Genomic DNA, 13409 nt, shown 5'->3' on the forward strand with positions numbered 1-13409 from the left:
ATCCCGAAACAAGTTTAGGATGACGTCAGCCGGAGAGGCAAGGTCAGCGCCCACTCACCCCTGCGCCGCTACCAGCGCCTCCACCTCGCGCCCCGCCGGCGCCGCCACGCGGCGTGTCAGCAGCCGCCGCAGCGGGTACAGCACCGCGGCGGCGCGCACGGACAGCGTCAGCACCACCGCCACCGCGGCGAGCGAGGCACACACCAGCAGTCGCACCCAGCGCTCGCCGTCGATCGCGGTGCCGGCGCGCAGCAGCGTCACCACGATCAGTGCGGCGCCGATCCCGCGCAGCCAACGCCGCTGTGCCGGCGACGTCGCGCCCGCGTCGCGGTGGAAGCGGTGCGACGCCGCCGCGAGCAGCACGAACGCTAGCGCACACAGCACGAAACCCTCACACATGCGCCAGTTCTCCCACCTTCCTGCGTGTCTTCACCTGTCGCTCGCGTCCCGCGCTCCACGCTGCCGCGGCGAGCAGCGCCGCGATCGCCAGCATCGCCACGTCGAAGCCGACGAACAGCCCGTCCCCGGCCCGCAGCGAGGCGAAGAAGCCGCGCTCGGTCGTGGCCGCGTTGACGAGGGGGATGGCGCCGAACAGCAAGGCCCCCAGCGCGAACAGCTCGCACCACGCGCGCTTTGCCGGGCGCGCCAGCTGGAGCAGCGCGGCACCACCCCAGGCATAGAACATCGTCGCCACCTCGGCGTCGGCGCGGCCCGCCGCCGCGGCGGGGATCAGCCGGTTGGCCAGCAGATAGCTGGCCATGCCGATCGGCAGCGCGGCGATCGCGGCGATGTTGAGGCGCTCGACCAGCCGCAGTCCGAAAAATGGCGCGACGTTCGGTCGGCGGCGCGCCGCGGTCCACAGCAGCAGCCCGGTGCCCACCATCGCCGCACCGGTCAGCCCGAGCGCGAACAGCAGCCAGCGCAGCGCCGGCGCGGCGAACTGCGCGGTGTGCAGCCCCAGCATCACCCCGGCGGTAGACAGCGCCGGGCCGGCGCCGATGTCCGCCGCCGTCACCCGCCCTGTCGCACCGGAATAGGTCACGGTGCCGCCGCGCGCGTTGAGACCGCTCGCCCCGCCCGACGCCACCGCCACCGTCGCCGCGGCATCACCGGGGAAGCGGATCACGACGCGCTGCGCATGCTGGCCGAGTCGGCGCTCGGCGTCCGCGATCAGCGGTGCCACCGCCACCAGCGGCGCCGCGCGACCGCTCGCCTTGTTGTCGAAGACATAGCCATAGGCCTCTTTGCCGAAGTCGGCGGGCTGCCGGTAATTGGCGACGATGGGCCAGGGCATGTACATCAGCACCAGCGTCATCAGGCCGGTGTAGGTGATCATCGCGTGATAGGGCAGCGCGAGCACCGCCGAGACATTGTGCGCGTCGAGCCAGCTGCGCTGCCCCTTGTGCCAGCGCAGCGTGAAGAAGTCCGCGAAGATGCGCTTGTGCGTCACCACGCCGGACACGATCGCACCCAGCATGAACATCGCGCACAGACCCGCGAGCCAGCGTCCCCACGGGTGTGGCAGCTGAAGCTGGAAGTGGAAGCGGTAGAAGTGCTCGCCGCCGCGGGTCTCCCGCGCGTGGATCGGCTCGCCGCTGCGCGGGTCGAGCTCCAGCTCGGGCGGCCGCGGGCGCTTGGCGGGCTTGGCGTCCGCACCGGGAATGGCGAACACGCGCGTCACCGCGGTGCGGTCGTCGGGCAGGTAGATGTACCATTGCTCGTCGCCGGCACCGACGCGCGACAGGTAGCGGACCGCGGACTGCGCCGCCGCCGCGGCGCTCACCGTATTGGCGGGCTGCTCGGGCTGCATCCACTGCGTGATCTCGGGGCGGAAGTAGCTCGCGGTGCCGGTGAGGAACATGGCGAACAGGATCCAGCCGGCGAGCAGGCCGAGCCAACCGTGGATCCACGCCATCGACTGCCGCAGCGACCGGGTCACGCGCGCGCGCCGATCAGCCAGACCACGCCGCCCGCGAGCGCGGCGACGCCCCATATCAGCGCGGCGACGCGGACGAGCTTGGGCTCGTGAAAACACCACAGGCCGATCACCGCATAGACCAGAAAGCTGGTGATCATGCCCCAGGCGGTCGCCTCGGCGCGCGACACGGGCAGCAGCCGCGACACGAGGCTCACCAGCGCCGCGGTGGCCGCATAGCCGCCGAGCAGCGCCGTGATGCAGCGCGCGAGCATGGCGAGCGCGGCGGGGCGGATCAGCACCCGGCGTCGCGGCATCTGCCCTCGCTGCATCAGCATTCGACCTTTCCCCTTGCCCCTTCGCTCAATGGCTTATAGCGGCCTTTGCGAGTCACTAGCAATAGCGAAATAAAGAGGTCGATATGAACAACAAGCGCGCCATCCGGCTACTCGCGTCGACGCTCGCCGGCGGCATCGCGCTCGCCGCCGCGCCCGCCGCGGCACGGCCGTTCGCCGACCTCACCACCGCCGAGTCGCCGGCGCCGGCCGAGGCCCCCGCCCCTGCCGACGACCCGAGTGACCGCGACGACATCCTCGTCACCGGCGAGCGTGAGCGCCGCGACGGGCGTAGCGGTGCCAAGACCGACACCCCGCTGATCGCGCTGCCGCAGACCATCACCGTCATCGACGAGGACGAGCTCACGCGCCGCAACGCGCTGTCGATCAACCAGGCGCTGGGCTATGTCGCGGGCGTCGCGCCCAACCAGCGCGGCAACGTGGCGACGCGCTACGACCAGCTCTTTTTGCGGGGCTTCACCCCCGGCGTCTTCATGGACGGCATGCGCCAGCAGGGCGGAGTCTATTCGAGCCCGCAGACCGACTTCCACCTCGTCGAGTCGGTCGACGTCATCAAGGGTCCGGCCTCGGTCCTCTACGGCAGCGGCACACCCGGCGGGCTGATCAATCTCACGAGCAAGCTCCCCTATGCCGAGGCGGGCGGGCGGATCGAGCTGGCCGGCGGCAATTTCGACCTGCTGCGCTCGGCGATCGACCTCAACCAACCGCTCGACCGCGACGGCCGCTGGCAGTTCCGCGTCATCGCCGGCGCCGAGCGCAGCGACGGCTTCCTCCGCTACACCCGCAACCGCCGCTATTACGCGCGCCCGATGCTGACCTTCGCGCCCGACGATCGCACCAGCGTGACCCTGATCCTGAGCTACCAGCGCGACCCCGAGGCCTCGTCCTACAGCGGCGTCCCGGCCTATGGCTCGGCTTTGCCCAACCCGTTGGGCACGCTATCGGTAGATCTCAACGTCTCCGAGCCCGGCTATGAGGCCTTCGACCGCGAGCAGAGGTCCGCGACGCTGCTGTTCCGCCACCGTCTGTCGGACGCGCTGACCTGGACCACCAACGCGCGCTACTATGACGTTGACCTCCACTATCGCCAGATCTACCTCTCGGCGTTCCGCACCGCCGGCACCGGCGCGGCGCGCGCCACCGACTTTGCGACCATCGTGCGCGGCGGCGGCGGATCGGACGAGCACTTCCGCACGATCACGCTCGACAATCGGCTCGCCGCCGAGCTCGCCACCGGGCCGGTACGCCATGTCGTGCTCGCCGGGCTCGACTATGCGCACAACGAGGGCCGCAACGACCAGGGCTTCCTCACCGGCGAGACCAGCGACCCCACGACCAGCATCAGCAACTTCGACCTGTTCCAGCCGCGCTACGGCGGCACCCTGCCCAGCTTCGCGCTGACCCAGACGCGCAACTTCCGCCGCATCGACCAGACCGGCGCCTATGTGCAGGACCAGATGACGCTCGGCGAGCTCAACCTGATCGCGAGCGGGCGCTGGGACTGGTACGACCAGCTCACGCGCAACCGCACCAGCGGCGCGGTGACACGCTCCTCGCAGACCGCCTTCACCGCGCGACTCGGCGCGCTGTACGAGACCAAGTGGGGCGTGGCCCCCTTCGCCAGCTATGCCGAGAGCTTCGAGCCGCAAACCGGCGCCACCTTCGAGGGCGCTGCCTTCGTGCCGGTGACCGGGCGGCAATATGAGGCCGGGCTCAAGTTCCAGCCGCGCGGGACCGAGGCGCTGTTCACGCTCTCCGCCTTCGACCTGCGCCGCCAGAACGTCCCCGTGGCCGATCCGTCGCGCCCCAATTTCCAGATCCAGGTCGGCGAGGTGAAGGTGCGCGGCATCGAGCTCGATGGTCGCGGCGAGATCGCGCCCGGCGTCACCGTCGTGGTGGCAGGGAGCTACACCGACCCGCTCGTCACCAGCGGCACCGTAGCAATGGGTAGCGGCGGCCAGCTCGCCGGCGTCACCGGCACGCGCCCGCTGGGCGTGCCGCGCTGGAGCGCGTCGAGCTTCCTCTCCTGGGACCTCGGCGACTCGGTCGCCGGCGCGCTGGGCGGCGTATCGGTCGGCGGTGGCGTGCGCTACGTCGGCGAGTCGGACGGCACCGCCAGCTATGTCCGGGACAACGCCACGATCGTCGAGCGCTTCGACTCACCCGGCTATGTGCTGGCGGATGCGCTGCTCGGCTATGACTTCGGCGCGCTCGATCGCCGCTGGGACGGGCTGAGCCTCAGCGTCAATGCCAGCAATCTCTTCGACACGCGCCATATCGCCAGCTGTTTCTTCAACAACAGCTGTTACTATGGTGCATCCCGGACAGTGGTGGGGACACTCCGCTACGCCTGGTGAGGACGTCGGAGTTATAGCGTCATTAACCAAAATCGGCGATGATGCGCGCATCCCGTGGAGCGCGACGAATGACCGATCCTGCCGCCGACAGTCCGATGCGCCGCGCCGTGGCGTTGTGCCGCCGCCATGTCGCGGCGGCCTTCGGCTTCAGCGCTCTGGTCAACGTGCTCTACATCGCGCCGACCCTGTACATGCTCCAGGTCTACGACCGAGTGGTGCCGACGCAGGGGCAGCTCACTCTGTTGTTCCTGACGCTGGTACTGCTATTCGCGCTGGTGACGCTGTCGCTGCTCGACCGCGTGCGCACGCGGCTGCTGGTACGCGCCGGCGTGCAGCTCGATGCCGCGCTGGCGCCGGCGCTGCTCGACTCGACGCTGGGCCGGCCCGATCTGCCGATGGCGCGTCAGGCGCTGCGCGAGTTCGACACGCTGCGCCAGACGCTGAGCGGCGCCGGCGTGCTCGCGCTGTTCGACGCACCCTGGACGCCGATCTACATCTTCGTCTGCTTCCTCGTGCATCCCGCGATCGGCGCGGTGGCGCTGGTCGGCGGCACGATCCTGCCCGTGCTGGCGTGGCGCAACGAGCGCGCGACCCGCACCGCGCTGGAGCGCGCCCAAGTCTCCGCCGCCAACAGCTACGCTAGCCAGGAGGCGATGCTCGGCGGCGCCGAGGCGGTGCGCGCGCTCGGTATGCGCCGCGCGATGGTGGCGCGCCAGCTGCGGCTGCGCGAGGCGATGCTGGCACAGCAGACCGCGGCGGGCTTCACCGGCGGCAATTATCTCACCGCGACCAAGTTCGTGCGGCTCGCCTTGCAGAGCCTGGCGCTCGGGCTGGGCGCGCTGTTGGCGATCGACAACCAGATCTCGGCGGGCGCGATCTTCGCCTCCTCCTTCCTGATCGCGCGCGCGCTCGCACCGATCGAGCAGCTGATCGGCGGGTGGAAGGGGATCGCCCAGGCGTTCGGCAGCTACCGGCGGCTCGACAAGCTGCTGATCGAGACCCAGCATGCCGTCCCCGCGACCCAGCTCCCCGCCCCGCGCGGCGCGATCGCGCTGGAGGGCGTGACGCTGCTCAACGACACGCGCGACGGCACGATCGTCTCCGACGTGACACTGCAGATCGCGCCGGGCGAGGTGGTGGCGATGATCGGGCCGAGCGGCGCGGGCAAGTCGACGCTCGCCCGCATCATCGCCGGCGCGGTCCGCCCCGACCGCGGCCGCGTCCGGATCGACGGTGCCGATCTCGGCGACTGGGACCCCGAGCGACTCGCCGCACACGTCGGCTACCTGCCGCAGGAGCCAACGCTCTTCGCGGGCACGATCAAGGAGAATATCGCACGTTTCCGCGGCGAGCTGGGCGAGGACAGCGCCGCGCTCGACGCCGCCGCGATCGCCGCGACCGAGCGCGCCCGCGCGCGCGAGCTGGTGCAGCGGCTGCCGAACGGCTTCGATCATCAGCTCAAGCCCGGCGGGCGCGGCCTCTCCGCCGGCCAGTCGCAGCGAGTCGCGCTGGCACGTGCGATGTACGGCGACCCGGCGTTGCTGGTGCTCGACGAACCCAACGCCCACCTCGACTCCGAGGGCGACGCCGCGCTGCTCGCCGCCATCGATCACTACAAGCGCGCCGGCCACACCATCCTGGTGGTCAGCCACAAGCTCGGCATCCTGCCCGTGGTCGACAAGCTGCTGCTGATGCGCGGCGGCCGGGTCGAGCTCTTCGGACCGCGCGACGAGGTGCTCCAGCGCATCGCACCGCCCAAGCTGCGCACCGTTCCAGCCGGCGGGGCCGCCCCTGCCCCGGCCCCTGCCGCCGATATCCCCACTCCCGCCGCGAGCGCCTGACATGGCCAGCCTGCCGATCACCGACACCGTCCACCTGCCCGCCGACCCGCGCCGCGACATCCGCACCGGGGTCGTGATCGCGGTGCTGTTCTTCGTGCTGTTCCTGGGCTGGGCCGCCTTCGCGCGGCTCGACGCCGCGGCTTATGCCGAGGGCGTGCTTCAGGTCTCAGGCCAGCGACAGACCGTACAGCACCGCGACGGCGGTGTCGTGCAGGCCATCCTCGTCCGCGAGGGCGAGCGCGTCCGGCGCGGCCAGCTGCTGATCCGGCTCGCCTCGCCGGAGGTGCGCGCCACCGAGCGCGCGCTCGCCTCGCAGGCGATCCGATTGCTGGCGCAGCGCGCGCGGCTCCAGGCCGAGCAGCTCGGCCAGGGGCAGATCGCGACGCCGGTCGAGTTCGCGTCGATGCCCGAGGAGGACAAACCCGAGATCGCGCTGGCGATGCGGCTCCAGCAGACCGAGCTGCGCGCGCGCACCGCGACTCTCGCTGCGCAACGCGACGCGCTCGGCCAGCGCGGCGCGCAGTCGCGCGAGCAGGGCCGCGGCTATGGCGAGCAGGTCGTCTCGGCGCAGGAGCAGCTGCGGCTGCTCGACGCGCAGCTCGACGCGCTGCGGCCAGTGGCCGCCAAGGGCTTCGTCTCGCAGACCCGCCTGCGCGAGCTGGAGCGGATGCGCGCCGAGCTGCAGGGCCAGCGCGGTCAATATGCCGCCAGCGTCGCACAGACGCGCGAGGCCGCCCGCGAGAGCCAGATCGAACGGCTCGAGGCCGAGCGCACCTTCAGCGAGCGCACCGCCGCCGACCTGCGCGACGTCGAGACCAAGCTGGGCGACGTGATGCCCAAGCTGAGCGCGGCGCGCGACCAGCTGGCGCGTACCGAGATCCGCTCGCCCGCGACCGGCGCCGTGGTGGGGCTGACGGTGTTCACTCCCGGCGGTGTGATCGCGCCGGGCCAGAAGCTGATGGACGTGGTGCCCGAGCGCACGCCGCTGCGCATCCAGGCGCATATCTCGCCCGACGACGCCGACGACCTCACCGTCGGCCAGAAGACGCTCGTGAAGTTCCCCAGCCTGCACGAGCGTGACCTGCCCGAGCTGACCGGCGAGCTGACCCGCCTGTCGGCCGACAGCTTCACCGACGAGAAGACCGGGCGCAGCTATTTCACCGGCGAGGTGGTGGTGCCGCCGTCGCAGCTGCGGCTGCTGTCGAGCTTTCGCGGCAAGGACTTTCAGCTGCGCGCCGGCATGCCCGCGCAGGTGCTGATCCCGCTGCGCAAGCGCACCGCGCTCGACTATGCGGTGGAGCCGCTGGTGGGCGGCTTCTGGGCCTCGTTCCGCGAGCATTGAGGGGGGCGATGGGCCGGCGCGCTCGCGCCACGCCTCCCCGCGTTTTCCTCTCTTCCGTCATTCCCGCGAAGGCGGCAATCCAGACGCGTTGTCCTTCGTCGGGGGGCGGGCCGGTCGTCGCTTCACGCTAAGCGTTGTTGTTCCGCTTCCTAGTCGCGCATGTCGAGCTGTCTCCGCGGCTCACTGTCGTCCGCGCGTCTGGATCCCCGCCTGCGCGGGGATGACGACGTGAGCGGACGGCGTGCGGCAACAAGGTTCCGCGTGAACAACTCGCCTCATCGACGTTATAACTCATTCTGGCGCTTGATCACGTTGAATTAACCATCGCAAACGTAGAGCGACCTCGTTCCGAACGATCAGCAAGCGGCGACGGCGGGACGCCTTTCCAGCTCCAGCGACGAGACCGATCATGGCCCAGCCCATGTCCGCCCCACTTCCGCCCGCCGAGCCGAAGCGCTCGCACCTGTATATCCTCCGCGCGCTCGCGCTGCTGCGTCCCGAGAAGGTCAAGGCCGGGTCGTTGATCGGCGCCGGCCTGCTCGTCGCGCTGCTTCAGGTCAGCGAGCCGCTGCTGTTCGGCAAGGCGGTCAACGGCCTCACGTCGGGCGCCGGGCCGATGCGCTACGTCGCGATGTGGTGCGGGATCAGCGTCGCGGTGTTCCTCGCCAGCGTCGTCATCTCGCTGCTCGCCGACCGCATGGCGCACCGGCGCCGCCTTGCCGCCATGTCCTCCTACGTCGAGCATCTGCTCGCGCTGCCGCCGTCATTCCATACCCAGGCGCGCTCGGGCCGGCTGATGCGGATCATGATCTCGGGCTGCGACGCGCTGTTCAACCTGTGGCTGCCGCTGCTGCGCGACCAGATCACCAATCTGGCGATCGTCGCGGTGCTGCTGCCGATCGCGCTCGCCACCAACTGGCGGCTCGCGCTGGTGCTGCTCGCGCTGATGGTCGTCTATTCGGCGGTCAACCTCGTGGTGATGCGCCATACCTCGACCGGCCAGGCGCAGGTGGAGGACCGGTTCACCGACATATCGGGTAATCTTGGTGACCTGTTCGGCAACGTCACCGTCCTGCAGAGCTTCCTCGCGGTGCCCGGCGAGCTGGGCAACGTGCGCCGCTCGCTCCACGACCTGCTGCACGCGCAATATCCGGTGCTCAACTGGTGGGCGGTCTCGGCGGTGCTGACGCGCGGCGCGTCGTCGATCGCGATCGTCTCGATCTTCGGCTTCGGCGCGGCGCTGGTGTCGCGCGGACTCGCCACGATCGGGGACGTCGTCTCCTTCGTCGGCTTCGCGACTCTGCTGATCGCGCGGCTGGAGACGATCACCAGCTTCATCGTCGACAAGGCGCAGCGCCTCCCAGCGCTGGTGCAGTTCTTCGACGTGCTCGATCAGCAGAGCCATATCGGCGAGACCGCCGACGCGCGACCGCTCGCGGTGAGCGAGGGTCGGGTCACCTTCGAGAAGGTCTCGTTCCGCTATCCCACTGGCTCGGGCGCGGTGCACGACCTCAGCTTCGAGGTCGAGCCCGGCCAGACGGTCGCGATCGTCGGCCCGACCGGATCGGGCAAGTCGACCGCGCTGGGCCTGTTCCAGCGTGCCTATGATCCGGAGAGCGGGCGCATCCTGGTCGACGGGCAGGACATCCGCGACGTCACGCTCGCCTCGCTGCGCGCCGCGACGGGCGTGGTGTTCCAGGAGGCCGGGCTGTTCAACCGCTCGATCGCGGAGAATATCGCGATGGGCAACCCCGACGCGACGATGGAGCAGATCGAGGACGCGGCGCGGATCGCCGGCGCGTACGACTTCATCATGCGCAAGCCGCAGGGCTTCGCCACCCCGGTCGGTGATCGCGGCGCGGGCCTGTCGGGCGGCGAGCGTCAGCGCATCGCGATCGCGCGCGCGCTGCTGAAGAACGCGCCGATCCTGCTGCTCGATGAGGCGACCAGCGCGCTCGACGTTGCCACCGAGGCGCGCTTGCAGGAGAGCCTGGAGCGGCTGCGCCAGGGCCGTACCACCTTCGTGATCGCGCACCGCCTGTCCACCGTGCGCGCGGCGGACCGGATCGTGGTGCTCGACCAGGGCCGGATCGTCGAGCAGGGCGGCTTCGACGAGCTGCTCGCGCGCGGCGGCGCCTTCGCCCAGCTGGCGGCGGACGGCGGGCTCACCGTGCCGGCGGCCAATGATGACGCGGGTGAGCGCGCCGCGGCCTGAGCGCGGGGCGTGAGGGGCGGTTGGCAGCATTCCTCCCCGCTCGGGGGAGGAGGACCAGCCGCAGGCTGGTGAAGGGGGACTTCCACATGCGCTGCGCTGGGTGGGTATCCCCCTCCACCACGCCCTACGGGCGCGGTCCCCCTCCCCGTGCCGGGGAGGATCTGCGTTGCGGCCCCCTATGCAGCGTAAGGCACTCTCGGACGGTCGGGCGCTTGAGCTTGTGCCGGCTCATCGATGGACGCTCATAGCCGGCCGGTAGATAAGCACGTCATGTCCTCTGACCCCGCGGCCCACACCCCACTCGAACACTGGCGATCGCAGCTCGCCTCCGGCGGCCGCGACGTGCCCGGCTTCGATCCGAACGACGGCGGCGCCGCGGCGCGGTTGCTCCTCCTCCTCGAGACCCCCGGCGCGCATGGGCCGGCGATCGTCTCGCGCGACCACGCCACGGGCACGTCGCGCAACCTCAAGCGCTTCCTCGCCGAGGCGGGGATCGAGCGGCGCGACACGCTGCTGTGGAACGCGGTGCCGTGGAACGTCCACGCCCAGGGCGAACGCAACCGGCCCCTTCACCGCGGCGAAATTGCCGAGGGCCTCGCGCTTCTCCCGCCTCTGCTCCACCTGCTGCCGCGGCTGGAGGTGGTGGTACTCGCCGGCCGGGTCGCGCGTGGGGCCGCCGCGCTGGTCGAGCGCGAACAGCCTCACGTCGGTGTGCTGACGATGCCGCACCCCTCACCCACCTATGTCTGCACCAGCCCAGCGGTGCCGCGCGCGATCGTCGCGACGCTCGCCGAGGCCGCGGCGCGGCTCAGTCGAGCCGGCGCGCCAGTTCCACGTTGAGCCCCAGCGCCGCGAGCGTGCCGAGCGCGCCCGAGAGCAGATACGCCCCCGCCGCAACCAGCCCGAACGCCTGGGTCAGCGCCAGCGCGGCGAGCGGCGCGAAGCCGGCGCCGAACAGCCAGGCGAGGTCGGAGGTCAGCGCCGCGCCGGTGTAGCGCGCGCGCTTCGGGAAGTTGCTCGTCACCGCGCCCGATGACTGGCCGAACGACAGGCCCAGCAGCAGGAAGCCCATGACCATGAACAGCACCTCGCCCGCGCGCCCGCCGTTCAGCAGCGTCGGCGCGAAGCCGCTATAGGCCGCGATCCCCGCGGCAGTGTAGCCGAGCACGCTGCGCCGGCCGATCCGGTCGGCGAGCAATCCGGACAGCACGATCGCGCCGAGACCGACCACGCCGCCGATCGTCTCGATCAGCAGGAAGCTGGCGATGCTCTCGCGGGTGAACAGATTCACCCAGGAGAGCGGAAAGACCGTCACCATGTGGAACAGCGCGAAACTGGCCAGCGGCGCGAACGCGCCGATGATGATGTTGCGCCACTGCGCCTTCACCGTGGCGCCGACCGGCGACGGGGTGAGCTCACGGCTCTTGAACAGCTCGGTATATTCGGGCGTGACGACGATGCGCAGCCGCGCGAACAGCGCCACCACGTTGAGCGCGAACGCCACGAAGAAGGGATAGCGCCAGCCCCAGGAAATGAAGTCGGCGGTCGGCAGCGTCGACACGAAGAAGGCGAACAGCGCACTCGCCACCACCAGGCCGAGCGGCGCGCCGAGCTGGGGCACCATCGCCCACCAGCCGCGCTGCTTCTCCGGCGCGTTGAGCGCGAGCAGCGAGGCCAACCCATCCCATGCGCCGCCCAGCGCGATACCCTGACCAATACGGAACAGCGCGAGCAGAATCGCCGACCAGCCACCGATCTCGGCATAGCCGGGCAGGAAGGCGACCAGCACGGTCGACGTGCCGAGCAGGAACAGCGCCATCGTCAGCTTGGTGCCGCGGCCATGCCGACGGTCGACCCACATGAAGATCTGCGTGCCGATCGGGCGCGCGATAAACGCCAGCGGGAACAGCGCGAACGACCACAACGTGGCGGTGATCCGCTCCATGTACGGGAACACCACCGTCGGGAAGACCAGCACCGACGCGATGGCGTAGACGAAGAAGTCAAAGAATTCCGAGGTTCGTCCAATGATCACGCCGATCGCGATCTCACCGGGACGGACCTGATGGTCGTCCCGCGTGTTGACGTTGCGGGCGCCGCGCTCGAGCGGCGCGGAGTGTGCGGTGGCCATTCTATGTTCCCGATCGGACGTATCTCGCGGCTCCTTAGCCTAAGTGCCACAACGCCGGGATGGGACAAAATGTCCTATTCCGCTGCGCCGCAGCAAAGCCTAGCTGCGCGACCATGATCCCCCTGCCCTCTCCCTCGCCCTCGCGCCGCGTGGTGTCGCTCGCGCCGCGCCTGCTCGCGCTCGGCGCGCTGGCCATGCTCGGCGGCTGCGACACCGTGGTGATGAACCCCGCCGGCGATGTCGCCGTGCAGCAGTCGAACCTGATCATCTGGTCGGTCGTGCTGATGCTGCTGATCATCGTGCCGGTGATGGCGCTGACGGTGGTGTTCGCGTGGCGCTATCGCGAGACCAACACCGAGGCGACCTACGAGCCCGACTGGGACCATTCGACCGGCCTCGAGCTGGTGATCTGGTCGGCGCCGCTGCTGATCATCATCGCGCTCGGCGCGCTGACCTGGGTGGCGACGCACACGCTCGACCCTTATCGTCCGCTCGCGCGCACCGCGCCGGGCAAGCCCGTCGCCGCGACCGATCGTCCGCTCGAGGTGCAGGTGGTCTCGCTCGACTGGAAATGGCTGTTCATCTACCCCGAGCAGGGCATCGCCACGGTCAACGAGCTGGTCGTTCCGGTCAACCGGCCGGTCAAGTTCACGATGACCTCGTCCAGCGTGATGAACGCTCTCTGGGTGCCGGCGATGGCGGGGATGGTCTATACCATGCCGGGCATGGAGACGGTGCTGCACGGCGTGCTCAACCGTACCGGCAAGTTCGCCGGTCGCTCGGGGAACTACTCGGGGGCCGGCTTCTCGCACATGACCTTCTGGACCCACTCGGTCGCGCCCGCGCGGTTCGAGCAATGGGCCGCGGGCGTGAAGCGGAACCGCTGGCGCCTCGACACGGCTTCCTATCTGAGGCTGGAGCAGCCGACCGAGAAGGTCCCGCCGCTCGGCTTCGGCAGCGTCGACCCCACGCTGTTCCGCCGCGTCGTCGCGATCTGCGTCAAGCCGGGCACCGACTGCATGCAGGGCATGTCGCATGCGGGACCGGCGGTGAACGACCGCGCGCCGCGTGACGGCGAGGCCAAGGGCGCGCTGACCCGCGACCCGTCCGAGAAGGGCGAGTCGCCGCACCTTAGCGCGCCGCACGGCCAGGCACCGGGCCAGAACGATCCCGGCGCCGGCAGCAACCGCAACATGACCGAGCTTCACCTTCCGGCGCCGCTGCGCGCCCGTGCCTCGAAGGAGGCCTGAGG

Annotated in this window: 10 protein-coding genes; 6 read left to right on the top strand and 4 right to left on the bottom strand. The window is 70.3% G+C overall.

Annotated features, from left to right (window positions below; translation table 11 throughout):
- Positions 1–54: 54 nt before the first annotated feature.
- Genes FHY02_RS07385 through FHY02_RS07395 form a run of 3 tightly spaced genes read right to left on the bottom strand, consistent with a single transcriptional unit; the run spans position 55 to position 2253 of the window.
- The gene (locus FHY02_RS07385) at positions 55–399 is read right to left on the bottom strand and encodes a DUF3325 family protein (protein WP_183921139.1); all 345 of its coding nucleotides are present in this window, start codon (positions 397–399) and stop codon (positions 55–57) included.
- Positions 392–1939 carry a PepSY domain-containing protein gene (locus FHY02_RS07390; RefSeq protein WP_183921140.1) on the bottom strand — a complete coding sequence of 516 codons (1548 nt, stop codon included), beginning with the start codon at positions 1937–1939 and terminating at the stop codon, positions 392–394. The genes FHY02_RS07385 and FHY02_RS07390 overlap by 8 nt, the downstream gene beginning before the upstream one ends.
- The gene (locus FHY02_RS07395; RefSeq protein WP_183921141.1) at positions 1936–2253 is read right to left on the bottom strand and encodes an iron transporter; all 318 of its coding nucleotides are present in this window, start codon (positions 2251–2253) and stop codon (positions 1936–1938) included. Before FHY02_RS07395 ends, FHY02_RS07390 begins: the two co-directional genes overlap by 4 nt.
- 83 nt (positions 2254–2336) lie before the next feature.
- Between FHY02_RS07395 and FHY02_RS07400 the strand changes: the two genes are divergently transcribed.
- From FHY02_RS07400 to FHY02_RS07420, 5 genes are all read left to right on the top strand, one after another.
- Positions 2337–4628, top strand: coding sequence for a TonB-dependent siderophore receptor (locus FHY02_RS07400; RefSeq protein ID WP_183921142.1), 2292 nt, complete (start codon positions 2337–2339; stop codon positions 4626–4628).
- Between the two features lie 68 nt (positions 4629–4696).
- Positions 4697–6469: a type I secretion system permease/ATPase gene (locus FHY02_RS07405; protein ID WP_260172669.1), complete on the top strand. Its 1773-nt coding sequence runs from the start codon at positions 4697–4699 to the stop codon at positions 6467–6469.
- A 1-nt stretch (position 6470) separates the two neighbouring features.
- Positions 6471–7811: an HlyD family type I secretion periplasmic adaptor subunit gene (locus FHY02_RS07410; RefSeq protein ID WP_183921143.1), complete on the top strand. Its 1341-nt coding sequence runs from the start codon at positions 6471–6473 to the stop codon at positions 7809–7811.
- Between the two features lie 421 nt (positions 7812–8232).
- Entirely contained in the window at positions 8233–10026 is a 1794-nt protein-coding gene (locus FHY02_RS07415; protein WP_183921144.1) for a glucan ABC transporter ATP-binding protein/ permease, read from the top strand.
- 270 nt (positions 10027–10296) lie between these two features.
- Entirely contained in the window at positions 10297–10866 is a 570-nt protein-coding gene (locus FHY02_RS07420) for a uracil-DNA glycosylase family protein (RefSeq protein WP_260172670.1), read from the top strand.
- Here the strand turns inward: FHY02_RS07420 and FHY02_RS07425 are convergent.
- Positions 10835–12157, bottom strand: a complete 1323-nt coding sequence (locus tag FHY02_RS07425; RefSeq protein WP_183921146.1) for an MFS transporter — start codon at positions 12155–12157, stop codon at positions 10835–10837. The genes FHY02_RS07420 and FHY02_RS07425 overlap by 32 nt on opposite strands.
- Before the next feature lie 113 nt (positions 12158–12270).
- Between FHY02_RS07425 and cyoA the strand changes: the two genes are divergently transcribed.
- Positions 12271–13407 carry a ubiquinol oxidase subunit II gene (gene cyoA, locus FHY02_RS07430; protein ID WP_183921147.1) on the top strand — a complete coding sequence of 379 codons (1137 nt, stop codon included), beginning with the start codon at positions 12271–12273 and terminating at the stop codon, positions 13405–13407.
- Positions 13408–13409 lie beyond the last annotated feature (2 nt).

The organism is Sphingomonas sp. BK069 (assembly GCF_014193405.1).
Taxonomy (GTDB): domain Bacteria; phylum Pseudomonadota; class Alphaproteobacteria; order Sphingomonadales; family Sphingomonadaceae; genus Sphingomonas.

Bases quoted from the DNA above. Each gene is read 5' to 3' on its own strand.
- FHY02_RS07410 (WP_183921143.1), top strand. From the start codon at position 6,471: ATGGCCAGCCTGCCGATCACCGACACCGTCCACCTGCCCGCCGACCCG.
- FHY02_RS07415 (WP_183921144.1), top strand. From the start codon at position 8,233: ATGTCCGCCCCACTTCCGCCCGCCGAGCCGAAGCGCTCGCACCTGTAT.
- FHY02_RS07395 (WP_183921141.1), bottom strand. From the start codon at position 2,253: ATGCTGATGCAGCGAGGGCAGATGCCGCGACGCCGGGTGCTGATCCGC.
- FHY02_RS07400 (WP_183921142.1), top strand. From the start codon at position 2,337: ATGAACAACAAGCGCGCCATCCGGCTACTCGCGTCGACGCTCGCCGGC.
- FHY02_RS07420 (WP_260172670.1), top strand. From the start codon at position 10,297: ATGTCCTCTGACCCCGCGGCCCACACCCCACTCGAACACTGGCGATCG.
- cyoA (WP_183921147.1), top strand. From the start codon at position 12,271: ATGATCCCCCTGCCCTCTCCCTCGCCCTCGCGCCGCGTGGTGTCGCTC.
- FHY02_RS07385 (WP_183921139.1), bottom strand. From the start codon at position 399: ATGTGTGAGGGTTTCGTGCTGTGTGCGCTAGCGTTCGTGCTGCTCGCG.
- FHY02_RS07405 (WP_260172669.1), top strand. From the start codon at position 4,697: ATGACCGATCCTGCCGCCGACAGTCCGATGCGCCGCGCCGTGGCGTTG.
- FHY02_RS07425 (WP_183921146.1), bottom strand. From the start codon at position 12,157: ATGGCCACCGCACACTCCGCGCCGCTCGAGCGCGGCGCCCGCAACGTC.